14 protein-coding genes are annotated in these 24,231 nt (G+C 53.4%); 12 read left to right on the top strand and 2 right to left on the bottom strand.

The genetic code is table 11. The annotated features are described in order from the left end of the window. Positions 1 to 10 precede the first annotated feature (10 nt). From QRN20_RS01590 to QRN20_RS01580, 3 genes are all read left to right on the top strand, one after another. Positions 11 to 712 (top strand): HAD family hydrolase, encoded by a 702-nt coding sequence (locus QRN20_RS01590; RefSeq protein ID WP_285359946.1) that lies wholly within the window; start codon positions 11 to 13, stop codon positions 710 to 712. Between the two features lie 53 nt (positions 713 to 765). Continuing rightward, positions 766 to 1,350, top strand: a complete 585-nt coding sequence (locus tag QRN20_RS01585) for a GNAT family N-acetyltransferase (protein ID WP_285359945.1) — start codon at positions 766 to 768, stop codon at positions 1,348 to 1,350. A gap of 601 nt (positions 1,351 to 1,951) precedes the next feature. After that, a complete protein-coding gene (locus QRN20_RS01580) occupies positions 1,952 to 3,595 on the top strand; it encodes a Shedu immune nuclease family protein (protein WP_285359944.1) in 1,644 nt (547 codons plus the stop codon). Positions 3,596 to 3,843: 248 nt separating this feature from the next. Here the strand turns inward: QRN20_RS01580 and QRN20_RS01575 are convergent, their stop codons facing one another. Further along, complete coding sequence (locus QRN20_RS01575) at positions 3,844 to 4,647, bottom strand: HNH endonuclease (RefSeq protein ID WP_285359943.1); 804 nt, start codon at positions 4,645 to 4,647, stop codon at positions 3,844 to 3,846. Next, positions 4,640 to 6,964 carry an AAA family ATPase gene (locus tag QRN20_RS01570; protein WP_285359942.1) on the bottom strand — a complete coding sequence of 775 codons (2,325 nt, stop codon included), beginning with the start codon at positions 6,962 to 6,964 and terminating at the stop codon, positions 4,640 to 4,642. The genes QRN20_RS01575 and QRN20_RS01570 overlap by 8 nt, the downstream gene beginning before the upstream one ends. A gap of 324 nt (positions 6,965 to 7,288) precedes the next feature. Between QRN20_RS01570 and QRN20_RS01565 the strand changes: the two genes are divergently transcribed. From QRN20_RS01565 to QRN20_RS01525, 9 genes are all read left to right on the top strand, one after another. Continuing rightward, positions 7,289 to 7,909 carry a hypothetical protein gene (locus QRN20_RS01565; RefSeq protein WP_285359941.1) on the top strand — a complete coding sequence of 207 codons (621 nt, stop codon included), beginning with the start codon at positions 7,289 to 7,291 and terminating at the stop codon, positions 7,907 to 7,909. Next, positions 7,909 to 9,804 (top strand): caspase family protein, encoded by a 1,896-nt coding sequence (locus QRN20_RS01560; protein ID WP_285359940.1) that lies wholly within the window; start codon positions 7,909 to 7,911, stop codon positions 9,802 to 9,804. The genes QRN20_RS01565 and QRN20_RS01560 overlap by 1 nt, the downstream gene beginning before the upstream one ends. Positions 9,805 to 10,087: 283 nt before the next feature. Then, the gene (locus QRN20_RS01555) at positions 10,088 to 11,323 is read left to right on the top strand and encodes a Druantia anti-phage system protein DruA (protein ID WP_285359939.1); all 1,236 of its coding nucleotides are present in this window, start codon (positions 10,088 to 10,090) and stop codon (positions 11,321 to 11,323) included. A 42-nt stretch (positions 11,324 to 11,365) separates the two neighbouring features. Further along, a complete protein-coding gene (locus QRN20_RS01550) occupies positions 11,366 to 13,009 on the top strand; it encodes a competence protein CoiA family protein (protein ID WP_285359938.1) in 1,644 nt (547 codons plus the stop codon). Further along, positions 13,006 to 14,898, top strand: coding sequence for a hypothetical protein (locus QRN20_RS01545; RefSeq protein ID WP_285359937.1), 1,893 nt, complete (start codon positions 13,006 to 13,008; stop codon positions 14,896 to 14,898). The genes QRN20_RS01550 and QRN20_RS01545 overlap by 4 nt, the downstream gene beginning before the upstream one ends. A 158-nt stretch (positions 14,899 to 15,056) precedes the next feature. Next, the gene (gene druD / locus QRN20_RS01540; RefSeq protein ID WP_285359936.1) at positions 15,057 to 15,926 is read left to right on the top strand and encodes a Druantia-type antiviral defence protein DruD; all 870 of its coding nucleotides are present in this window, start codon (positions 15,057 to 15,059) and stop codon (positions 15,924 to 15,926) included. Beyond that, the gene (locus QRN20_RS01535; protein WP_285359935.1) at positions 15,907 to 21,447 is read left to right on the top strand and encodes a DEAD/DEAH box helicase family protein; all 5,541 of its coding nucleotides are present in this window, start codon (positions 15,907 to 15,909) and stop codon (positions 21,445 to 21,447) included. The genes druD and QRN20_RS01535 overlap by 20 nt, the downstream gene beginning before the upstream one ends. 145 nt (positions 21,448 to 21,592) lie before the next feature. Beyond that, positions 21,593 to 22,765, top strand: coding sequence for a hypothetical protein (locus QRN20_RS01530; protein ID WP_285359934.1), 1,173 nt, complete (start codon positions 21,593 to 21,595; stop codon positions 22,763 to 22,765). A gap of 739 nt (positions 22,766 to 23,504) precedes the next feature. Beyond that, positions 23,505 to 23,954: an Xre family toxin-antitoxin system antitoxin gene (locus QRN20_RS01525; protein ID WP_285359933.1), complete on the top strand. Its 450-nt coding sequence runs from the start codon at positions 23,505 to 23,507 to the stop codon at positions 23,952 to 23,954. Positions 23,955 to 24,231 lie beyond the last annotated feature (277 nt).

The following is a 24,231-nucleotide window of genomic DNA, read 5'->3' as shown; positions in this document are numbered from 1 at the left end:
TGGAGAGCCAATGCTTCCTAAAGCGGTTTTATTCGATCTTGATAACACACTGACTAACCGGGCGCTCAGTATTGAACGGTATGTGAAGTGCTTTTTGAAAGACGTTGGCCTCGTCGTCCACGCAGACAGTCAGGCTATCGTCCGGTTGATCAGCCGGGTAGATAATGGAGGCTATTTAAAAGCGGGGTCGGCATTTTCCTCTATCCGCCAGGCAGTTGGGCACATTTTAGCTCATGAGCTGGCGTGGAGCGTGGCGCATACACCGCAGACTTTAAGCGATCACTGGCAGATTCACTTCCCACGTTCAGCAGTGGCGATGTCCGGCAGCGAGCTTTTGGTTGAGGAGCTATCACGTCGGGACATCAGGATTGCCATTGTCTCCAACGGCGCGGAGTCCTCCCGCCAGAGTACTGTTGCCTGCTTGCCATTTGCTTCGCATATCGATGCGATTTTTAGCTCTGAAAAGGTTGGGACCAGCAAGCCGGCATCCGCGATTTTTCTGGCAGCGGCAGAGCATTTGCAAGTAAGGCCCGAAGAATGTTGGTTTGTGGGCGATCATCCTGTTAACGACTACCTGGGCGCTTGCTCAGCAGGAATGCAAGCGGTGTGGTTACGGGGATTTCATGACTGGCCGCAGGAGATGGGTGCTGCACCAGTCTCGATTTCCTCACTGCATGAGGTGGTTGGGTTGCTAAATGAAATAACGGAGTAGAACGCGCGGCACATTGAAGAATGCGCCGCCTTATCCGCAGACGGGGAAAAACAATGCAAACCTCACCGTTACCCATGATCTGGAACCCGACCATTCACGTTGATGAATTGCACTCAGAAAATGCTGCCGAGCTGCAAAGTTTCTTTGACCGTAACTCTGAATACTTTTTGATCTGCCACGGAGAACCTGCTCGGACTGATGAAGCTGTGAACGAGCTGGAGCTACGACTGCCGGACGGAATGGCTTGTACTAGGCAGTGGTTTATCGGTTTTCGTGAACAAGGCGTTGGTTTGATCGCCGTGGAGCACGTTATTCAGGATTTGTTTGTTGAAGGGGTTTGGCATATCGGACTTCTGATTCTGAAGGGCAGCCGCCATGGAAAAGGTGATGCCCAATTAATCTATGCTGCAACCGAGCACTGGGCAGTGACTCGCGGAGCACGCTGGCTTCGCATCGGAGTGGTCACAGATAATCCAAGGGCCAAACGTTTCTGGGAAACCCAAGGATTCGCCACAGTGTGCGAGCGTGAAGGAGTGACGATGGGGCTGAAGAAAAATACGATTAGCACAATGATTAAAGCGCTATCCGGAGCAACCGTTTCTCAATATCTGGACTTGGTCGAGAGGGATCGCACCTAGACGTTCAGGTACAAACGAACTGCGTTGGTCCAACCATCGAATCGTATCAACGGCAGATAGCAGCTTGTCAGAATGGCAAGGAGGACAATAATGGCAAGCCAGTCACAAATAGATACAATTTAACAAGTGGGCGATGTCAGTTGTTCATAAGCAGCTCACAAGCCTGAGATGGCTGGCTCAATGCTCTAAAAGTTAACGCGACTGTTCATCGACTCCTGTTCATAAATCCAGTTTTCCCCGCCACCCTTAGCCTCGTTGCCCCACCTCCCGCATCGATGTGCTGGGGAGAGAACGGGCTACCATGAAAATGAATCGCTTTTTGTTCCCACCCTGTTCATGAAGGTTATCATTGTGCCGGGTTACGGACTGTCAGCTTGGGTATCTTCAAGCTTAGGGTGTAGAAGTCTGGATGTATTCCCAGTCACCCTGTCAAACGCCGCATCTTATTTGGCTTGCGGCATTTCGAATTTTTCTATATAGCGTTTGAATCGATACCTATAGTGGCTATAAGAGTCGGCCGGCAAGGAATATTCATAAAAATACTTTGATTCCTCACTATCCTGATGGTAGGAGATACCTGTGATCGCTAATTGGGGGCATTATGGCGCTGACCTTGGTTGAAGAAAAAGCAGTAGAGGATTTTCTGGAAGTTGTTAATAGAGGTGAACGCATTCTTGGGCGGGTAGCTAGTCAGCTTTCTACAAAGGCTGTTCCCGAGTCTGGGAATAAATATAGAATAAAAGGGAAGGCACACCGGGTAGCGCGATCGGGTCATAAAAAAGCCGACGTATCACTAGACTCTGCAACTACCAAAGATTTGCACGAGTCGGTATTGCATAGGAAAATTATTGACAACTCATTTCTTTTGCACACCCCGGAACTGTACTTCGGCGACTTGATGCGGGACGCTATTTTTGACGAATTTTCTTTGCCTAGTAGGCACAGGGCCGATTTTGCTTATGTATCTGGCCACAATCAAGTTATTCGTATTACGCTTGTAGAAATTGAACGAGCAGATGCCGCAGTATTTAAGTTTAGAGGTGGTCGTCCTGTTTTTGATGGTGGCGCTAAAGTAGGCATCAAACAAGTTAGAGTGTGGAAGGAATGCTTTAGGTCTGAAGTCCGTCAGAAGGCGCTTCTTTTAAGTATAAAGCCGTTACTCAAAGAGTATCCGATCCCGTTATTTACTCCAAATGATAATGTCGGACGTGATGTATGTATAGAAATTGGCTACGTAGTGATCGCTGGAAGTGAGAAGGAGTTCACTGAAAGCCAGGCGATAGTTGTTGATGACCTGTATCTAAATGAAGGCATATTGTTCATGACTTATCCTATGATGGTTGAGCGAGTGAGGGAAAAGTGCCGACACAAACATATACTCAGCTTAAAGACTAGTGGCGTAAAGGTGAAAAAAAGCTCGTCAGAACTGGCTCCGTTTGGGAAGAGTATTGATGACCACCTAGGCGTGAAGATGGCAGGACTCGGTTTAAATTATTTTGAAACGCATAATAAAGGAATGCCTTTTTACCCAGAGTCTATTCGAGAAATATTTTATCGCTCTGCAGGGGTGTGCGAGTTTCCAAATTGTTGCGAGCGCGTGATGTACCCGGAAGGGCTCGGAGGTCATTTTGAGTCTGTTCTTAAAAATTTTCCGGAAGATTTTAAATTTCGAGGGGACCATTGTAATGCTCAACATTACACTGCTGCGCTATGTGAAAGCCATAGAAGTAGCATCTTACAAGGATACGTTTTCTCAAAGTTTGATGCCCGACTGATGGTTGAGAAATTGTCTTGGCGCAAGCCATATCGTCCTGATCTTGACTTACAGATAACGAAATTTATGTCGCTATGGATGGAGAAAACATTTAAAATATTGATGAGCTTGTTCAAGAAAAGTGACGACCTAGACGACAGATCCAAGACTGAAATTGGACAGTGGTTTCGGGCATTTATGTCTGTCCCGCTAGGAATTCGTCCGTATTTGGTGGCTGTGATCGTGGATGATCTGCGAGTTAATAAGAGGATGGATAGATCGGTGGAGAAGTGCAAGAACCTGCTCTCGCTGCATTATCTCATGCGAGCAGGCCTGTTGCGTATTAACTTGTCAGCCCCGCTTCGGGAACAGATAGAACCAGTCATATTCTCTTCTGCTAAGAGTGATGGAGCTTATTCGAGCGCAGAGATTTATACTGTAGATGCATTCGCCAATAGTTGCGATTGGAACGGTCATCACCTGTACCGCTGAAAGCTTGATCGAATAAGGCAAGTCAGTTGCAAGCTTATACATGATGGTGCGGATTTAATTCGGCTTTCAGACATATTGTGCACATATAGTATGCCAGAGTTATGTTGCTTGTTGTGGGCAACGCCTGTTTGCTTTGAGGTGGTCGTCGGGGTATGTGGAGCTCGAATAGCAAGTTAGCCTACCTATCGATAAACGGCTTGTTAATTGAACACGTGATTGACAGCGGTTAAGGCGAGTGGCATCGGTGTTCAAAGCTCGTAGAGTAGGTCATCGGTCGCGCTGACAAAGGCCGTCTGAAAAACGCGAATGGCCTTGTCGGCTTTAGAATTCGTTTCAGCCGTGTGCTGATCGATGGTGGTGATGTATTCCTTGAGATCGGGGTTACCGTTTACAAACACTTCTTTTTGCGAAAGATGAGTTAGCATGTTTGCGCAAAGGTTTTTACCCTGGCCAGTGAGGCCTTTGTAGATTGAAATATTGTGGTGGTTAGACTGCAGGCGAATGAACTTGATGTGTTCGTTGTAATTGTGGAAGCGTGGGTGGTAGAGGTCGTCAAATGACTCCGGTGATGGGTATTCTTGCTCACTGGTGAATTCGCCTTCCTTGAGTGACCATATATGATCGCTTTTTCTCAGGTTGCAGTCGACGCAACATATAACAAGGTTGAATAAATTGAAAGTATGCTGTACGCACTTTGAGCGAGGCAGGACATGCTCTATTGGCTTGGCGTGCCCGCTATTCAACAATGGGCGTCGACAATAGCAACATTGATAGTTTTGTTCTTTTTCAAGGAGTATGCGTAGTTGCTTCCTTATCAGCGCTCCAGAGATTTCCGGGGTTTTACTACTCGAGAATTTATAAAGTTCATTCCATAAGTTTATTTCAACTTTTGGCTTATTGTTTGGTCGCCTTCTGAACTGCCGTAAAGCTTTCCTTGTCATGACTTTCAAGTAGTCCTGGGTCGCCGTCACATATGCAGGGTCACCATGACACTGCCTGAGGTAATCCTCAAGTATGGCTTCTAGCGCTGCTTCCGTTGGCACGCTAACCATTGCTTGCTACCTCTTCTTGGACCGAGGAAATAGCGGAACGTGCGGTGTTGATCAGTTCCAGGTCGCGCTGGAAGCGGCTGTCCTGTTGGTCCATATCAGAACTGTCCATGGTACTTTTCAAGGTCTTCAGTTGTTCGAGGGCACTCTCAAAATTGAAGTCTGGAGGCGTCGTCTCTTTGTTTTGCAGCTTTATCACTGCGGCAACAAGCTGCGCACAGCGTTCGTACACTTCACGGTTATGCGGTGTGTAAGTATTGAAGCCAGCGACCAGAATGGTTTCCACCGAATGGCGGCGATCAGGCGCAATCGGGATTAATCTCCCGGCCTCAAGTAAGTAGCAGGGCGTGTCTTTTTTTGGCGCGTTGGTAATTAGTACCGGCGCGTGGGTTGCCGTGACAAAGCTTAGCGAAAGCCGTTCGGCGAGGGTGTTGAGAATTTTAGGCAGTGTCTGTTGCCAACTCACGTGCAGGCTGACCTCGGGTTCATCCAGCAGTACGATGGTGTGTTTATCCTCTCGAGCTGTCTCGATGATGTGGGCAAGTAGCAGCAAGATGTTCTGCTCGCCTGAGCTCAGATCGGTGAAGAGCAGATAGCGGTTGTCTTTGACCTCTTTGTCCCCTGTGTCCTTGCTCAGTGCCAGGGTGTAAATCTCCAGGTGGATCTGATCCAGCTCAATCCTGTTTTCTGCCGCGTTAATACTCAAGGCGATCATTGCGTCGCTTTCATGCGCCATCTGTTCACTTTTGGAATGGGCGCGGGGCGCCAGGTACATCTGCGCCCTGAACTTCAGCACCCCTAGGCATTCGATTAGGGCGTCTATCTTCAATTGATCGCGGAAAATGGTTTCGAGTGCATCGAGGATGATTTCAGATTTTCTGAATTTCGAGCGTGCGCTGAGGTAACTGCTGCCGCAGGTCTGGTAGTACTCGTGGTTTTTGTCGGTAACCTTAGGGAAACGGCTAGATTGCGACAGGGTAATTCCTACGGTTCGGGTTTTCTGCTTCAGCAGTTTGTTAGCGATATCACCGAGCAGCAGGCTTTTGCCGGCGCCGTTATTGCCGATCACATAGATGCTGCGTGGTTTTTCTGCATCGATCAAGGCAACGATCTCATCGCCATTCACATCTATTCGGTTGTGGTCTGCTGCAGCAAAATCGACGTGTTGGCTAACGCGGAAGGTGTTTCGCAACGTTTGCTCATGACGTGATACCTGCTTGCACAAGCCGTCGACGTTACGATAGCCAGTTTTGAATTGGCTATTGAGAATGGTCGCAATCCTTGGTGTGCATTTGTTAGAGTCGACTGGCACGCCCAGCCACATCAGGTAAATGCTTGCCGCCAGGATAGTGCGCTCAATAGCATCGAGTGAAGCGAGCGCAGGGTTCGCGGTGACGTTGATGTACACCGTGCTGTCGGCGGCGGCGCGGGTGTTGTCAATGACAACGATTATGAATTTCCTGGCTTTGCCCTGATAGTAACTGTCGAAGGCAACAACGCTTTCAATCTTCTCATGGTCCTGGAGTTTTTCCCATTTTTGATTGGCCTGGGTCGACGTTGCCCCTGTGTTGGTTCGGGTGAGAATAAACTTTCCTTGTTTGCCTAGCACCTGAGAAAGCTGCAAGTAGATATCTTCGGAAGTGGCGCTGCGCAGCGTGTCCAGATGGGCTGTTGACGAGGCATCTTGTGACGGTGAGTCAATCAGGCAGGCTGCCTGTGAACCATGGATATAGAACTCTCCAAGCCCATCAACAAAAACAGGCTGAATGTTGTTGGTCCTAAGCTTTAGCTCAATCATTGCTCTATGCTGCTGAGCAATTTCAGCAGACATGGGAAACGATTTTCGCGGTGCGGATCCGAGCACGCCAAGCGAAAGCTCTGCAGTGTTGGGGCAGATATCTACGACTTCACTGCGAAGGTGTGAGAAAAACTGACCGGCAAAACCTGCAACTATTTTGCAGTGGCGGTAGTCAATTTTTCCCTGGCTGCCAAGGAGAATATTCCAAGTATAGTTGGCCAGGTACTTGGCCTCATCAGCTGGCAAGTTGATTAGCGCTCTTGCCACTACTGGATAAACAGCATTTACCATCAGGTCGCTTGTTAGCATGTGCGCATTTCGTGAGAAGGCGATGATATCGTCAACATATTGATTGACATCATCGTCAAAGTGCAGAAGCGCTACTTTATTCTGCACCAAGTACGAAATCACGGGTGCGCAGGCCAGATGGAATGTTTCATCTTCAAGTGCAACACCTGTGACTTGTTTGCGAATCTTCTTCAGCGTTGCCGCTGCGGCCAAATCCCGATAGTCATAATACATGTTCAAATTCCAGGCTGTCGGCAACGCAGCAGAGAGAGCGCTACTCGGATCAAACGATGGCCAGCATAGTGCCTTGATGTCTCAATAGCATCAACCACCGGGGGCGATTCACGTCTACTCACATCACGTGTAATGGACTCGCATGAATTCAGCTAACATGCCATACAATCGCCATCCGTCACCGAAGCAATTGCAGGCGTTGCAGGAGCTGTGCCGCCAGCGTGTTTGTTAATCACGGAGGTCATGAGGCAGAAGCAGCCGCATGGTTCTGGCAGCGATGTGGTCTGGCCGGCCGAGCGGAGCTTGATCAATAAGGAGTGAGACATGAGGGATAAAACCCATCCTTTCCCGTTTGATGCGCAAGCGGAGCTCGTCATGAAAACGTTCATGAAAGCTACAGGAGAAAGGCTCGATCAAGCGCGCAAACAAGTGGGTGGCGGAGATGAAGTCCAGCGCTTCAGTCACGGAGGATCCTGGCAGTCACATCACAGCTATGCCCCTGACCGTGTTGACCAGATGCAGACGATTAAGCACGAGACAAGGTTGCGCTTCGAGGACATCATGGAGGGCCGGCTCGACGTCATTGAGCGCACGGTCGATGAGATTTCCAACAGCATGGCGGACAGCTTTGCCAAAGCGTTTTATCAGATGATCTCCGATACGTGTGAAGAGAGCGGTAACGTCATTGTTGGCTCCACAGGGAGCTTGGGCGAGCAGATGCTCGAGGCCATCGAGCAAGTCGAATACTCGGTGGATCGGGATGGCCAAGTATCGCTTCCAGAATTTCGCATGCACCCCAGCCTCGCCAAACGCCTCCATTCTGATCCTTCGCTCCAAGAACCAGCACTGCTGGCGAGGGCCGAGGAGGTCAAGAAGCTCAAAATCGCTCAGGCGTTGGCAGGGGAAGCCGCACGGAAGTCCAAATTTCGTAGCAGGGAGCAGTAATGGCGAAAGTTTTGTTGTGCATCGGATGTGACAATTACGAGGCCCTTAATAAGCTGTCTGGGGCCGAGCGTGACGCGCTTACTATCCATACGGCGCTTTCCACAGGGCCATTGAGCAGTATCCAGCCGGCGGACGCCTATCTGCTTAGATCTCCGGCCCGGCATCAGTTGGACGCAACGCTGCTTGATATTCAAGACAGGTACGATGAAATTGAGAGTTTCACGCTCTTCTTTGCAGGTCATGGCGGAGAAGCCAATGACAGCTATTTCCTGTGCCTGAGCGATACCCGAGTTGATCGCCTTTCCACCACCGGGTTTGCCCTCAGTCGTCTGTTCGAATACTTCAACGAGCTCAAAGCTGCTCACTGTAACGTCATCATCGATGCCTGCAACGCGGGTGGTATGGTTTCCAACCTGAACATCCTGCTGAAGCCTGAGGTGATCGGGAAGGCTAAGACATTCGGCGTCACATTTTTTGTGTCCTCAGCGGCAGATCAGTACGCTGGCGAGAGCAGTCGTGGAGGGTATGGAACCCTCGCGTTGCTCAAAGTGCTGAATGGAGAGATCGATACGGGTTCGCGGGCTAGGACGCTCGATCTGCTGGATATAGGCCGGCCCGCAGCGCAGTATGTGGCAGAGCAGACCCAGGGAGGGCAAATGCCATCCGTGTGGGGTGTCAACCTCTACGGTCACATGCCGCTGTTTGGCAATCCGCATGATACCGACAACCCAACATCCTCTTTACTGGGGCTTACAGGGATCTTACCCGCGTCCCCAGCTGGACAAGCCATAAGCAGTCATTCCGCCGAGCTCTATACGCTCATGTTCGCCCCGGAGCACGAGCTCACCCCGGATAAACTTTTTCCTGTTCTCACCAAATTCGTTGATCGCTTGGCCGACCTACCCAACTCAGCCGGCGTGTTCATTAGCGGGATCTGGCAATCATTGGAGAAGAGCACGGGACGTCACGCCAACAGCTTCTCGCGGGTAGAACTGAGCGCGACGTGTGTGGCTCTGCTCCTTCAGTCGTCCCATAAGGACGCTACCGCGCGCGACTGCATTGGGGGGCTTGCCCATGAGATTGTAGGGGAGGTTGAGCACCTGCTTTGCAATATCATCCTTGGACTTCGAGAGAATCCCACCTCGTTGTGCCGTCATGGCGTTCCCGATCTGTTCTATCTTCCGCAGCGCATATCTCGGATTTTGGGATGGGCGGGCGCAGCGGTGCATCTGGCTCGTGAACTCGGCATCAGTGAAGCTCCACTCAGAGAAGCGCTAGAGCACCTGAGCGCACTCCTGCTGGAGCACTACGCAAGCACGTGTGCGGGCATGAGCGAAGACGAAGCGCCGTACTGGGCAGCATTCCTGACAGCCATCAAAACCGATGACCTTAATGGCCTTGGCGAACTGGTCGTCAGCACACTGATCAGTGCTCTCGTTGAGCATGAGGGTCGGCTTGCCAGGCCCTTGCTGCCGGCGAGGGATGTATTTGCGTATCTCAAGGCGCGCGCAGACAAGGACTCAGTTGCTTTGAAACCCTTAAGCAATTCGCCCTCTGAAATCTTGGCGCTTGTCCTGCTCATCAGTGGGCGACACTCGCTGGAGGAGGAGTTGGACTACAACCTGGCGAGTCTCGATCACGCGCACCTCAACATCTTCATCCCGCAAAGCTACCTGGAGTTCAGTCAGCCATTCGTTCCCAATGGCATAAACCATGTGTTCCAGATCGGTCACAAGGTTTGGACGGTGGCAGATGTTACTCAGCGTTGGGCGGAGGTGTGCAAACCGCAGATGGATAATGACCTGTCGCTTCGAGACCCTGCAACGCGGATTGGCGCCATTTGCGCGTCACTGCTTTTCCCGAATCGAGTGCCCTGGTTTCTACTCAGCGATTAAGGCCCCGAACGAGTTACGCTGAGTATGGCAACTGGAGCGAGCGATTCATAAGTCGCCCTATCAGGCATGCTTGGTTGCACCGATGCCATTTTGATGGCGCGCATCTTCATAAAATGGTGGGTGAGGTGTAGGATCGGGCTCTATGCGGTAGTTACCTGCATTTCTCCTCGACGTGCAGGGCTTTTGACGCCTGCGCGCATTACTTCTGGCAGCCGGAAGCCAAGCAGCACGACCTTTTTCGATTACCTCGTTGAAATGAACTCCAAGCAAGGAATGCAGCAACATGCCAACCGGCAGCGCGATTATTATTGGAGTCAATCCGAGAGAAGCAAATCTCAAGCGAAAAGTGCGAGAGCATTTGCACCAGCTAGGTTTCACGAGAACTCAGGAAGGGGCCTTGTGTCCGCCTGGAAATGGTAAGGAAGCGATCCGTGCCTTGCATAGTGCCCAACGCGAAGAACGGCTCAGCGCCAGCGAACGTTTTATTGCGCGCAGCACTGCCAAACTGATGTCATATTTTGCAAGTGGCTGCGAGGTTGTACCGGAAAAAATTTCCCCGGCGCTTGAACGTGTGTCGTCCGGCACGTGGCAAAGTGACCTCTTTCGGCTGGCGTCACTGTCCTGGTCCGTCCCTGTTTCCAACGGCTTTGGCAGGCGCTTGCGTTACCTTGTCTGGGACCAGGCGAATGGCAAACTGATGGGGTTGATTGCCATCGGTGATCCGGTTTTCAACCTTGGCGTCAGAGATAAATTCATTGGTTGGGGTACCGCGGACAGGGCTGCCCGGCTGGTCAACTTGATGGATGCCTATGTCCTGGGAGCGATCCCACCTTACAACGCCTTATTGGGCGGTAAGCTGGTAGCTTGCCTGCTTCGCAGCCGGGACATTTATGATGATTTTGCCACCGCCTACGGCGGTTCTACGGGCATAATCTCGCAAACCGAAAAAAATGCGCGTTTGCTAGCCGTCGTGACGACCTCATCGATGGGACGCTCCGCAGTCTATAACCGATTGAAGCTGGATGGTACGGAGTACCTCAAGTCCATTGGCTTTACCGGTGGCTGGGGACATTTCCATATACCCGACTGGTTGTTTATTGAACTTCGCGACTATCTCCGTGAGCTCGACCATCAGTATGCCGACCAACACGCCTTCGGCCAGGGGCCAAATTGGCGATTGCGCACCACGCGTGCGGCCCTGAAGGCACTGGGCTTCAAGGACGACCTGATGCGCCACGGCATCCAGCGCGAAGTCTTCATTTGTCAATTGGCCGGCAACGCCGCAAAGCTCCTCCATGGCGGCAGTGGAAAACCGGACACCCAATCGCTGTTGTCGGTTGGTGAAATCGGTGAATTAGCGCTCAATCGTTGGATGATTCCACGTTCAAGGAACAGACCCGAGTTTCGCGGTTGGAACCCGGTGGATCTCATTCACTTGTACGGCAGTCAGGCGTGCCATTTTCCAGCAACGAGCCGCGGAGCCACTGAGTCGCGCAGCATTGTCGGTTTACGCGGTTAACTGCGAAGGAGATGAGCGATGGATTGCGCTATAGATCCGGTCATGAATAAACCGGTTACCGCCGATACGGCGTTACGCACTGGCTATTACATTTGTTCCTACTGCCGCAAGCGGGTCGGGCTACGTTCGGGGCCATCGCGAAAAAACTACTTCGCCCATTGGCGCGGCGTGTCCTCCAGTTCCTGCGCCTATTTCATGTCGGGGCCAGTAAGCCATGTCAATCATGACAAGGTTCAACCATCGCTGACGCGGCAGATGGAGTTACGGCTGCTGATAAAAAAAGGCCAGAACGCCGGGGCCTGGTGGATTGAATTGGTCCTGCCCCCCTGTCGAGCGTGTCATGCCTTCGTCAAGCTCGATGTCGGTGGCAGGGTACAAAAGCTCGATATGCGCGGGATGGACTCAGGCTTCAGGGTCATGGCCGAACCCACGGCGAATGACTACAGGATCATGTCTTTCGAAGGCAAGCCGGACCCTTCGTTCGTCGCGGGAGTTGCGCAGACGTGCCCGGGTTTACCAGCGTCGGGTGCGGCCGCTTTTACTGCCATTGGTCGAGGCACCGAAAGCGGATTTCCCCGCGCCCAAGCACTAAATCGCTGCGAAACCTACGCCCTGTTATGGTCGGCACCGGTGACACGGGAATTCCCTGAGGAACTGTTGGTGGACAGGCTCAAGCCGCGGCAGGGCTGGAATTTGGCGTTGGTAACCGTGCCGGAAGCCCCCTCAGACGCCTGCATCAGTTGGCTGGAAGCCTTCACCCAACTGAGCTTGATGCCGGCGGCGCCCGCGATCACCACCATTTGGCCGTTTCTAAGCCGCAACGCGAGCATCAATACGGTTGAATACATCGAGTCCGACGCGGTCATCCTGGCCGCTCATAGGATGCCGGGTGGCCCGCAGGATAGCGGACCAACCTTGCAAGCCGTCAATCAGCGTGATCGCATTTCTGCAACAGCCCCCGATCGATCACCCGCGCTATTCACCGTGATACGCGCTGGAAGCGATAAATTCAGGGTCGGCAAGAGCGGCCATCCGGATGTCGACAAGTTTTTTTCCAAGAGCACGTCGCTGGGGCGAAGCTTTAAACACGCTACTGTGGATCTAGTCTTCATTGACGAGCGTGGCGAACGTCTCGTTGCCTCATTACACCGCAGGCAAAGCCAATCCTATGTGGTGGCCACGCGAGCGGGGGAACTGCACTTTGACTCCCTCACAATGCCGAGAGGGGCCAAAGGCAGGCTGAAGGTTGTCTCACCCAGTGGGCATAAGGAATACCACCGACTGACGTCTAGCGAAGTGTCGGCTGACCACGCACCACATGAATGCCAGATGCCGCCGGCAATGAATAGTCTGCTCAAACAATACCTCACCGACCCGCTATACCAGTTGTATTTGGATTTTGGCGGGTTGGGCCGCTTGGCCATCGGTGCTACGCAGCCGCTGGCCAACCCCGCACCTGCTTTGCTGTCGCTTGGGCGGTCCTTGCGCTTGCGTCTGCAGAGCTTTCTATCCCAACTGCACGTCGGTGGGGTAACGGCATTCTCTGGCAGTGATCAGGCATTGGTCAGCGCGTTTGGCGCATCAGTGCCTAGGCTAGAGTTGCTCCCTCACTACCGTCAACTGGCGGCTGCTGTGCGCGCCTGTGGATTTGATATTCGTTATTCAGGGAATGGGGTCTCGCGATGAGCTACCTGTACAGCAAAGAGGCACGAGGGCGGATTTCGGCATTCGGGGTCACGATAATTACCGAGTTCGTCGAAGAGGTACCCCATGCCTTTCGCAAGTCGTTCTTCGATCGTCAAGCCTCGATCCCCGGGTTTAGGCGCGGATCCCCGCCAGAATTTAAGGAGAAACAACGACGGTTGATCGGGCATCTGGTGCATCCCCAGCCAGGTCAGAAAGGGGAGGCAGACTGGCAAGCTTTCGCTAGCCTGTGGGTGGCGTGGGCAAAGAGCCGCTTGGACAGCGCATTTCCCGCAGCAGACAAGTCACCCCAATCGGCGGACACAGGCGCTGGCTTCTTCAAACGATTAGCCGAGTTGTACCCGGACGCCCCTCGGGAAACGGTCGAGCGGCTGGCCGCGTACAGCGGTTTCGCCGAAAACCCGGCGATGTTGGCAGCCCTGAACAGCTTTCATCCCGCGTCCACCCTGGCCAGAGATCGGATGATCGATGGCTTGCCGGGGCGTTTGGATAAAATCGAGGGTTATTTTGAGCTGGCCGAAGCGGCGGCTGAGGAGACCGCTGAGCGCATCGACCAGTTGGAAGCGACTGCCACTGCAACGACCGAAGCGGTTAAGCAACTGACGGGCAGCTTCGTTGGTGTTGGCAATGACGTCGAAGCATTGCGTACTGCGCTGCACAGTGTCACTGACCGCTTGCAACAACTGAGCGAACTGGTTCATTCAACGACCGGGGCGCAGCAAGAGATATCGCAAGCGTTAGCGCACTCAGTGCTCCACGGCGAGCACATGTCGACTGCGCTGGACTCCCTCGCTGTTCAGGTCGCCGACCTGGTGGCTGAACGCCCGCAGGTTCTGGCGATCGAGGAAGCACTGACCACCCTCGGTGCGCGCATTCCCGACTGGGAGGTCACGGTAGCCACCATAGCGGCGTTGCGCGAACGCCTCGACGACCATGATTTGCGGGTTGCCAAACCACGTGACGAGACCAGTGGCCAGGCACGCGTCCGCTTGATCGAGAACGAAGCAAGCGGCCCGTTCGTTGAGGTCGGCTCTGTGGACGTTGCCTGGAAGGTCATCGCCAACAACCTTCAGGCATGCGGTGTAGTGAAGAACGATGCCAATAGTTACGCACGGCATATCCTGGCAGCAGTCATCTCCGGCCAGTTGATTCAGTTCAAAGGATCAACTGCGGACTTAATTGCTGATGCCGTGGCAGCAGCCGTAGGGGGGATGATTTTCCATGAGTGGCGGGTTCCCGTCGGCCTCCTGTCAGAGGATGCCGCGACCGACTGCCTCGAAGTCGTGATCGAGTCGTCTGGATGTCTGTTGCTCAAGGGGGCCAACCGCTCTGCGTTTGAGGTGTATGGCAGTATCATCCGCGATCTTGTGGCGCGTCGTCAGTTCACCCTGACGGTCGATACGCGCCTGGTTCTTATTGCTTCTTGGACTCACGGCCCAGCGGCATTTCCAGACGGCGGTACGTTGTCTGAACTCGGGCCCGTGTTTGATACGGATGAATTCGCTATGCGGGGGGTATCCGCCCAGGTACCGCTGATGCAGTTTGGCCAACGGATTGTGGATGACTGGAAAGCCCTGCACGGCCCTGCTGAGACCACACTGTTGGCTCTACCGAGCACGTTGAGGGAGCGCCTTGCACAGGTGGATTTTATCCCAGGGAATCTTTGGCTGCGAGTCGCTGACCGGGCATACGCCCAATTGCGACTCCTATCATCAGGCCCTTCGGAGCGAGCGCTTCATGCGGTGCTGAAGCAGTGGGCACTGCCATGGGCGCAATCCCTCGGGGGACCGGTCGAGGCACTAACGCGCAGCGCCACCGAGCTCCTGAGTGAAATCGACGTGCAAGCGGTCCATGCGGAGCGTGTTGAGTGAAGTGGCTAGGGTGCGATCGCGATGCCGCTCGGAAAACTCTGGCAACCGGCTTGGGCTGTAGAAGTGACGGTGAAGGATTGAGGATCGCGGCCGTAGCGGAGTGTCTTCGGGCCGCATCCTATCTGTGTTCTGCCCCCAGTACGGATCGGGAAGCTTGGGTGCCGGCGACCACGCTCAGTTTGACGAGTCTGGTTCGCCGGCGTTTGCTCCCCTTGTGGCCGACTCTCGACGATGAGCAAGCCGCTGAACCGGGCGTCAAAGCGATTCTGGAGAACCTGGGAGAGCTAGGGGATCTGGTGCGACTCGACGGCGGACGTTGGCTAACCCCCCCGCCACAGGCGATCAGAACCGGAGGCCCGCTGGCCGTGATCACTGGCGGTGGGCCTGCACAAACTTTTCCCTGGTCAATCACGATGCGTGGGGCAGGGAGGCTCAGGCTGATCGACATCGATGCCTGCGCAGGACGCATAGACCTCTGGGAACCACAGGAATGGATTGGCGCGCCGCTCGAAGGATTGCAGGAGTGGTCGATCCAGTTGTTGACAAGTGCCAAGGCGCAACTGACACCTGCGACTAGTGAGCTAGCGGACGTTTCAATAAGGGCTAGTGGCAAATGGATCGCACTGCCTGTTTGCGCGACCGCAGAAGGTCTCTTCCTTGCCAGATGCCGCACAGGTCCACGGTTTGAATACTTTGTGGTACAGGTGTCGCGAGGGCATCTTCGGCAAATGACGGGACTGCGACGGGAAGAGGCGAGGCGCTTGCAGTTTCACCTCGACGCACAAGCCGGCTATCCCATGAAAGTTCAAGCGCATGTGTCGCAATCACAGGTTCGACTACGCCTGAATCGTCATTTGCCGCGGGAAGAGGCACGAGCGCTGCTGCTGGGCTGGCAAATATCGTCGCCTGGCGGTGCAGGGACGACCGAATATGTGATACCGCGTGAGATGTTTCCGCTGCTGCGTCAAGCACTTGCCGGGTTGCGCGTGGACCTGACAGAACGCCCGATTGCAGAGGGAAGACAATAATGGGGGGATTTCAATGAATGAAGCATCGGGTGTTCACGAGACAGCGAAAAGTTTGGCCGATAGCCTTCGACAATACATCGAAGCCCAATACCATATTCGTGATGAAGGGCTCGTCAGAGAGCGTCATGCTCTGCTGCTGCGCTCTGAAACTATTGTCCAGACACCTTATGTGGAAGCGACGGCAGTCTACAAAATAGGCGATCCGTTCGATCAACTCGCCATTCCGAGGATTGCTTCCGATACGCTCACCCAGTTGTCGCTCATGGGGCTCGGGCTTTACCCTCGTCCCTACGAGCACCAATCGCAAGCGCTCACGGCTTTTTTAGGTGCCGAGGCCGCGGACCTGGTTGTTGCAACGGGTACCGGCTCTGGCAAAACCGAAAGTTTTCTTATGCCAATCATTGGTCAATTGGCGATTGAGGGCCAGGAGCGCCCCCAGTCAGCACAGTTGCCCGGCTGTCGGGCGCTGTTGCTCTACCCCATGAACGCCTTGGTCAATGACCAGTTGGCGCGGATCCGACGCCTCATAGGAAATACTGAGGCATCGTCGATCTTGACTCAAAGCCGCTCCCAGCCGATCCGTTTCGGTAGCTATACCGGGCGCACCCCGTACCCGGGAGAGCGCTCCAAAGAGCGCGACGAGCGCTTCATAGAGCCACTGTTTGAAGAGTTTTATAATAAAGTGGCCGTGAAGCCTGCCGTGAAAGACGAGTTGGTCAGGATCGGGCGCTGGCCGAGCAAGGACTTGGAGGGGTTCTACGGCGCCGCAGCCATTGAAACCAAGACCTATGCATCAGGGAAGAAGAAGGGCGGCAACTTCACCAGAAAGCATTGGGCAGGCCGGCTTGAGACCCAGCCCACTGATCGCGAAATGATGACTCGCCATGAAATGCAAGCGCGTTGTCCCGAGCTATTGATCACCAACTATTCCATGCTCGAATACATGCTCATGCGACCTATCGAGCGCAATATCTTTGATCAGACGAAGGCCTGGCTCAAAGCGGACCCACGCAACGAGTTTATCCTCGTTCTGGACGAAGCGCATATGTACAGGGGAGCCGGTGGAGCCGAGGTGGCTTTGTTGATCCGACGTCTTTGCGCGCGGCTCGACATTCCACGAGAGCGCATGCGATGCATCATGACCAGTGCGAGTCTCGGACCCGCAGCCACCGCTTCGGTTGATGGCGAGCGTTTTGCGCGAGACTTGACGGGCTTGGCCGACGCATCGCCACGACGCGTCAGGGTTATCCGGGGGACACCGGAGCAACGTTGCGTATCACAGGCAGCGCCAGCAGCACATCTTGAGGCGCTGGCAGATTTTAATCTGGACGATTTTCAGCGTTCGGCCGAGGACCTAAATGCGGCAACTGAAGCTGCGGCGCAACTCGCCCATCGGCTCGGCTGGAGCCAACCACCGTGCGGGGATCATGCTGCGTTTCGAAACTGGTTGTTCGAACATCTCACCGGATTCGAACCGCTAGAAAACTTGATCACCGAGGTATCAGGGCGTGCGGTTCGACTAGACGATCTGAGTGATCGGCTGTTTGGCAGATACCCTGCGGTCGATGCGGAAAAAGCCACGGACACGCTTTTAGCACTGGGTAGCTACGCACAGCGGAGCACGGATGGGCGGGTGTTGCTCCCGACGCGCCTGCACCTCTTCCATCGCGGATTGCCTGGCCTGTTCGCTTGCGTGAACCCTGTCTGCTCCAAGCGCTTAGGCCATCATGACGGTCCCACTATCTTGGGCCGTCTGTATACGAAACCTTCAACCCAGTGTGGCTGCGAAGCCAATGGCCGCGTGTATGAACTGCTCACACATCGTGACTGCGGAGCCGCTTTTTTACGTGGTTTTGTAAACGAGGACCAAGACTTCGTTTGGCATCAGCCCAGTGGGCCGTTATCCGACGGTTCGGTTTCCACGCTGATGCCGATAGAGTTGTGTGTGGAGGACGCGATCCATCCTCGCAGTCGACATATCGAGAAATGGCTACATATGGCCAGTGGCAGGCTCTCTGATGAACAGCCGAGCGATGAAGCCGGGTTCCGGAAGGTCCGTGTACCGGACAAGGCGGCGGATGCAGGCAATCTCACTTTTGATCACTGTCCGGTCTGTACGCGTAAGATCAAAAACGCCAAAGATGCCCCATCGAAAATCATGGATCACCTCACCAAGGGGGAGGCGCCGTTCACTGCGCTCGTCCGGACGCAAATGGCGAAACAATCCGCCAGTCGAGCCAAAGATAAACGGCATCCGAACGCAGGGCGCAAGGTGTTGATTTTCTCAGATGGTCGGCAAAAGGCCGCTCGGCTAGCACGTGATATTCCACGTGATATCGAACTCGACGTGTTTCGACAGGCTGTCGCACTGGCTTGTCACAAACTAATGGATCTGGAAAAACCCGCCAAGCCCACAGCCTTACTATATTTAGCCTTCCTTTCCGTATTGACCGAGCACGACCTGCCTATGTTCGATGGCGGTGATTCGAGAAGAGTCGAGAGCGCACGTAAATTATTTGATGACAATTATGATTCCGACCTAGCGGAAGCCATTGAAGCGAATTTTACGCCACAGGAAATCCCGGCGCGCTACCAGATTGCCCTACTAAAACTCCTTTGTGGCAACTATTACTCACTAACGGGGACAATGGTCGGCTTCGTTGAGCCAACCCCTCTGAAATTGCGAAAACTCAGCCAGCACTTGTCGAAGACCGGGCTCGCGATCAGCGAAGCGAACGTCCGTGAATTGGCGGTAGGGTGGATTGACTCGATGCTGCAGGAGTATGCGTTCGACAAATCCATTGAGTCGGTCTATCGCTGGAAGGCAGCCGGTTATGCGAATTCGGCCTGGGGCAGCAACGGTCAGTTTGGAAAATCATTGAAGGAGCGTCTAACCAATCATTTCGGTTGGTCAAGTGAGGCAGTACAGCGCGTTGAAGCGATCTTCCGAGACCAATTGGCGGAAGAATTCGAGGGCGCCTGGTTCCTGGTGCCTGACTCCTTAGCCGTTGTCGTCGACTTAGCCCACTGTTGGGCGCAATGCACTGACTGCACTGTGCTGATGCCTTTCGCCTTGGAAGGCAAAGTTTGTCTGGCATGCGGCAGCGACGCAGCATCGTCTCTCGATCCAAAGAACAGCGAATATGTCACGGCTCGTAAAAATTTCTGGCGGCTTCCAGTAGCTAGGGCGCTAACGCCCGGAGCGGAGCTGTCCAACATGAGCGTCGAGGAACATACCGCACAATTGTCGAACCGTGACCGTAGCAGGGTGCACGCGACCACAGAGCTCTATGAGATGCGGTTCCAAGACGTGCTAATTGAGGATCGAGACCGCCCGATCGACGTACTCAGTTGCACAACGACAATGGAGGTAGGCGTCGACATCGGCTCGCTGGTGGCAGTAGCGCTGCGAAATGTCCCTCCACAGCGTGAAAACTACCAACAGCGCGCTGGTCGGGCAGGGCGGCGCGGTTCGTCGGTCTCTACCGTTGTCACCTACTCACAGAATGGTCCGCATGACAGCCACTACTTCTTAAACCCTGAAAGTATCGTGGCAGGTCCACCTCGGACACCGGAGGTCAAGATCGATAATGCGAAAATCGCCCGTCGGCATCTCCACGCTTACCTGATCCAGACTTTTTTCCATGAAATCATGGCGCAATGCACCGGTGCGCTGACTGAGAAAAATTCATCGTTGCTCAAAGCACTAGGGCCTACTGAGGATTTCTTCTGCAGCACCGAGCAAACCGGTCCCACTCTGAATAGCTTCGAAGCTTGGGTGGCTCGTCGGGTCCTGGCCAGTGACGGCGATCTGCGCGAGTCCATTGTCGCTTGGCTACCGCCGGGATTGGATACCCGCGGACTTTCATTGATGGAATGGCTGGCTGATACCAGTAAGGGCTTGCTTGAGGAACTCAAGAATCTGAGCATAACCGTCGAGGTGACTACGAGGCATGAAGGTCTCGCTGAACAAGGTATCCAGGATGGCGAGGATCCTCCACCGAGTACGGAACAGGCGGAACTTCTGGAGTTTTTGTTCTTTCACGGGTTGCTCCCGAGCTACGCGTTCCCGACCAGTCTTTGCAGTTTTCTCGTGGAAAAGTTGAGCAAAAACACCCGAGAACGTTGGGAAGTGCGGACGGTGCAACGCCCGCAACAGTCGATCATCAAAGCCCTGAGCGAGTATGCACCGGGGCGCCTCATCGTTATTGACAAGAAAACCTATCGCTCTGGCGGTGTCTTTGCAGATCTACCAGCGGGTGTCGTAAATCGTGCAGGCCCTCTCTTCGAAAACAAAAAACCGCACACACACTGTAAAGCCTGCTCGTTTGTACGTGATCCCAATCGTTCAGGCAAAGAACAGATGAACTGTCCCGTCTGCGGCCAACAATTGGTGACAGAACAGATGATTGTGCCAGAGGTGTTCGGCCCGGAGAGCGCCGCGGATTTGCCGGAAAATGACCGCGAGCAGGAAATCACCTACGCGACGATGGCCCAGTTGCCGCAACCTGTCGATCCGGAGATTTTCCGCTTTTCCGCCTGTGGTCCGTATGCAAGCTATACCCATGCCATCGACCGCACGCTCGTCACCGTCAACCGAGGTAAGGAAGGCACAGGGGAAGGGGGCTTTTCAGTGTGCATGGAATGCGGCCATGCCTCAGTCTTTGATCAGGAGGCGAACGCGGGGCCACATGACCGCCCCTACAGGCCACTAGGTCCAAAAGGAACACCTCCGAAGTGCTCTGGGCAGTTCGCACGCGTGTTGCTGGGCCATCACTTCGACACGGACCTTCTACTGTTGCGCCTCAAAATCGCGGAGCCTATCGTGACCGACACGGTAAACGGGGTGGTGTTGCATATTCTCGAAGATGCCTTGCATTCACTTGCAGAGGCGCTGCGGCTTGCGGCCAGTCGGCATCGGCAACTGGATCTGGACCCTGCCGAGTTCGGTTCTGGCTTTAGGATTGAGCCTGCGCTGCAGGATGACGCCCGTATCCTGGACCTATTTTTGTACGACACGTTGTCAGGGGGCGCAGGGTACGCAGAGATTGCAGCGCGGCACATGGAAGAGATTTTAGACTCCACTATTAATCTGTTGGAAAACTGCACATGTGAGGCCTCCTGCACAGAATGCCTCAACCACTTCCATAACCAACACCTTCGGCACCGCCTTGATCGGCATTTGGGTGCGATGCTCTTGCGTTACGCGGTACGAGGAGAGATTCCAGCCTGTTCATCGGCCACCGACCAGTTGGTAAAACTGGCTCAGCTTCGTGCCAGCCTTGAATTAGCGGGATATGCCTGTAGGGTTGGCCCGATTTCGTCTGCGCCTTTGCTGGTTGAACAACGTGGTAAAACGGTTGCGGTGGGTTGCTACCCAGGGCTTATTGATAACATTAAGCAGCAGCAACCCAGCGTCAGCACAGCAGGAATTCACGCGGTAATCGGCCTCAACGAGTACCTGCTACGATCAGACCTCGCGAACGCCCAGTTGAAAGTTCAAGCGCTTTTCAAAACGTAGTTTAGGAAACATAGGCACCTGCTCAGTCAGGCTCGGTGCGTGACTGACGGGAGCGTTTTGTGAGAGCTCACCTGCGGCGGCGAGTCTGACATAAGCTTGGCACTTGGGCTTGATTGGGTAGCCCGCTGATTTATTTCAGGCCGTGATGAATCAGGGCACGCTCACTCCTTCCTCTCTGGGCGCCATTATCCGTAATGGTGGCATCCTCCCACTCTTTTGTATCCAAAGGCCAGATGTGACGAGTCTTGACGATTTCATAAACCCTACCGCTAACCAGCATTTCGTTTCACGATCCGAGCAACGGCTGAACTCCTGCTCGAAAGATACCAAGTCAAAAAAGGCTGAGATCTATCGATTCTCGATTGTTGATAGCAAAAAACCAATAATCCGTCTGGAAGGAAAGACTCAGATCTGGAGAAATCTTGGATTTCAGGATCTATTTACTTTCATGCGAACAGGCGAGAAAGACCGGTTGAATTTCGAGCGCTTGTTCGAACCTCACGAAGCTCCCTATCCTGAGCATGTGTCCAGTTTACTTGCTATGATCAACGAAGTTAGAGGTCGCTTGGATAAGCAACCTAAAATACATTTGAAGGATTTAGAAGGCTTCGACTTTGAGAGGTTTCTCGGTCACGTCAAGTTTATTTATACCTATAAAACAATGAACTGGTTGCGAAACCCTTATAAAATCAAGGAGGTGTTAAAGCGGTTCGATACCTTCTTAGATCACTCCCTCGATAAACCTGGCGCCCATTCGCTGTATCTGGCGCTGGCCAAAAAAAACTCATCTGAAGAAGCGTATATCTGCAAGACTTACGGCGTTTCGTCGAAGGAGTATCAGCAGTGGATTAGACTGTTGCTACTGTTTCTCTACGTTGACAGATATGACGATGAGTCCCAGTTGGATGGATTTATAAATGAATTTTTTATAGCTCCAGAGTTCTCCACAACTATATTCGTCGCTGTGTTCGATGAGCGCTGTGCGCTACTCACGGATACTGGGGTGGTTAAAGACTCGGGAAATGGCCCCCTCACCTATATGAATGTATCCAAAAACTGTATTGTCGCGCTTGAGCACGCGTTTGTTGATATCACATTGGACCGGGTGATAAGGGAATATGGTTTTGATGAAAGCGTACGAGAACAAATTAGGACTAGGATTGCCACTGGGGTGAATGCGGTCCTCACGGTAAATAGCTACGAACTTCTTGGCGGATACAACAATATTTGCGTTAAAGCCGCTGCGCTAGAAGTATTTTGCGCAACACCGGATGTCCACGGCGTGCAGGTACTAAAATCCGAGCAGGAAAGAAAATAGACCACTGCTTGGGGTCGATATGCAGCCTTCCGGTAAGGATAATTCTTTGCATGTTCAGGACGAATGGCGGAAAGGTACCGCCGGCAAGCTCGGAAACACTGAATCGCCCCGTGTTCCGTAGATGTCTCGTTGTCTTAAACTGAGGTCGACTACGAGGCGCCCTGAGCAATCCGAGTTATCCCAACGCATGAAGCGCTGCCAATTGGCGTGGAGCCCGGCGCCTTCAGGCCTTCATAGGGTCGAAAATGACCAGCTTTCACCTCAAGCCTCAGTGCTGAGGTTACGCAGGAGGTTCGCCTAGAACGGCTCAGCCTCTGAAGTGGCAGCCTGCATGTCCAGAACTTTGCGGTTACCGTCAATGTTCACGACCAGAGCAGTCTTTACTGCGACCGATGCGATGCGCTTCTGGTTGGAAATCGCAACGGTGATAGTCGTGTGGCCGCGAGGGGAGGCGCATGCGAGATCGCCGCAAGCGGAATTAATTCAAAGCGGCAACTACCGAGAATTCCTCGGTAGTTCAGGGTTCGGAGGTTTATCGCTAGCACTTGAGTAGGAGCAAAAAACAGAAAAGCAAAAAACCGGTCGTTGCCGGGCTTTGCAGACCCCTTTAGGGGATAGAACTAAAGTGCCTCAAGGGCTACAGGTAAACACCATAGTTGATTGACGCAGATGTCAATCTTCTTGCATCAAACCGCGACCGCCACGCATCATGTGGTATCACGATTTCAGGAGATTCGCCATGCGAGCTGAAATTCTTCGTGGCTCTGGATACTCAGCGTACCGTGTGCGCCTTAAAACCTTGCTAGATATTTCGGTCTTGGCCAGTGATATGGATATTCACAACTGTATTACACAGGGTTTTCCTGCAACCCGACTGGTGCAGCTGACTGAAGACGGAACGGTGTCGCAGCTCGAACGCGATCAAATTATCCCACCGCAAACGCTAAAGAGTCGCATCAGCCGTAATCAGTTCCTGACAGTTGAGGAGAGCGATCGCTTCTTTCGCGTCGCGCATATCCACGCTATGGCCGATGCGGTGTTTGGTGAGTCCGACAAAGCCAAGCTTTGGCTCTCAAAGCCCAAGGTGCGATTCGGCGGCATGGCTCCTGTGCAGATGCTGAATAGTCAGCAAGGCACAAGCCAGGTTGAAGATATGCTGCTGCAACTCGCAGAGGGCTTCATGCTGTGACCCTACAAATAGGTCAGCCGGTGGAGACATTTCAGTAAGGTCTGCCTGGTTGGATGGCTAAAGCGGTAGGGCGTGGAGCGGTAGCCGAGCAACCCATACCGTAATGTATAGTCGTTAGAAACCTGTGCAAACTTGTCCTAGGGCAACTCCGCTGATCATGCCGTAATCTGTAGTCGATGACCTGGCTAGGTAGATTTATGAGTGTTCCTCAGCGGTGCCATTATCGACTCGACATCCAGCCCGCTAAGTAGGCAATTGTGCGCTATTGCCGAAAGGG

The organism is Pseudomonas sp. fls2-241-TYG-175, assembly GCF_030209155.1.
GTDB classification, from domain to species: Bacteria; Pseudomonadota; Gammaproteobacteria; order Pseudomonadales; family Pseudomonadaceae; genus Aquipseudomonas; species Aquipseudomonas viridiflava.
The sequence above is the reverse complement of the archived record's forward strand: the minus strand, read 5'-3'. Positions and strand labels throughout refer to the sequence as shown.

What these genes read in the sequence shown, in the direction of transcription:
- QRN20_RS01590 (WP_285359946.1), top strand. Translation starts at nt 11, where the DNA reads ATGCTTCCTAAAGCGGTTTTATTCGATCTTGATAACACACTGACTAAC.
- QRN20_RS01585 (WP_285359945.1), top strand. Translation starts at nt 766, where the DNA reads ATGCAAACCTCACCGTTACCCATGATCTGGAACCCGACCATTCACGTT.
- QRN20_RS01580 (WP_285359944.1), top strand. Translation starts at nt 1,952, where the DNA reads ATGGCGCTGACCTTGGTTGAAGAAAAAGCAGTAGAGGATTTTCTGGAA.
- QRN20_RS01575 (WP_285359943.1), bottom strand. Translation starts at nt 4,647, where the DNA reads ATGGTTAGCGTGCCAACGGAAGCAGCGCTAGAAGCCATACTTGAGGAT.
- QRN20_RS01570 (WP_285359942.1), bottom strand. Translation starts at nt 6,964, where the DNA reads ATGTATTATGACTATCGGGATTTGGCCGCAGCGGCAACGCTGAAGAAG.
- QRN20_RS01565 (WP_285359941.1), top strand. Translation starts at nt 7,289, where the DNA reads ATGAGGGATAAAACCCATCCTTTCCCGTTTGATGCGCAAGCGGAGCTC.
- QRN20_RS01560 (WP_285359940.1), top strand. Translation starts at nt 7,909, where the DNA reads ATGGCGAAAGTTTTGTTGTGCATCGGATGTGACAATTACGAGGCCCTT.
- QRN20_RS01555 (WP_285359939.1), top strand. Translation starts at nt 10,088, where the DNA reads ATGCCAACCGGCAGCGCGATTATTATTGGAGTCAATCCGAGAGAAGCA.
- QRN20_RS01550 (WP_285359938.1), top strand. Translation starts at nt 11,366, where the DNA reads ATGAATAAACCGGTTACCGCCGATACGGCGTTACGCACTGGCTATTAC.
- QRN20_RS01545 (WP_285359937.1), top strand. Translation starts at nt 13,006, where the DNA reads ATGAGCTACCTGTACAGCAAAGAGGCACGAGGGCGGATTTCGGCATTC.
- QRN20_RS01530 (WP_285359934.1), top strand. Translation starts at nt 21,593, where the DNA reads ATGAATCAGGGCACGCTCACTCCTTCCTCTCTGGGCGCCATTATCCGT.
- QRN20_RS01525 (WP_285359933.1), top strand. Translation starts at nt 23,505, where the DNA reads ATGCGAGCTGAAATTCTTCGTGGCTCTGGATACTCAGCGTACCGTGTG.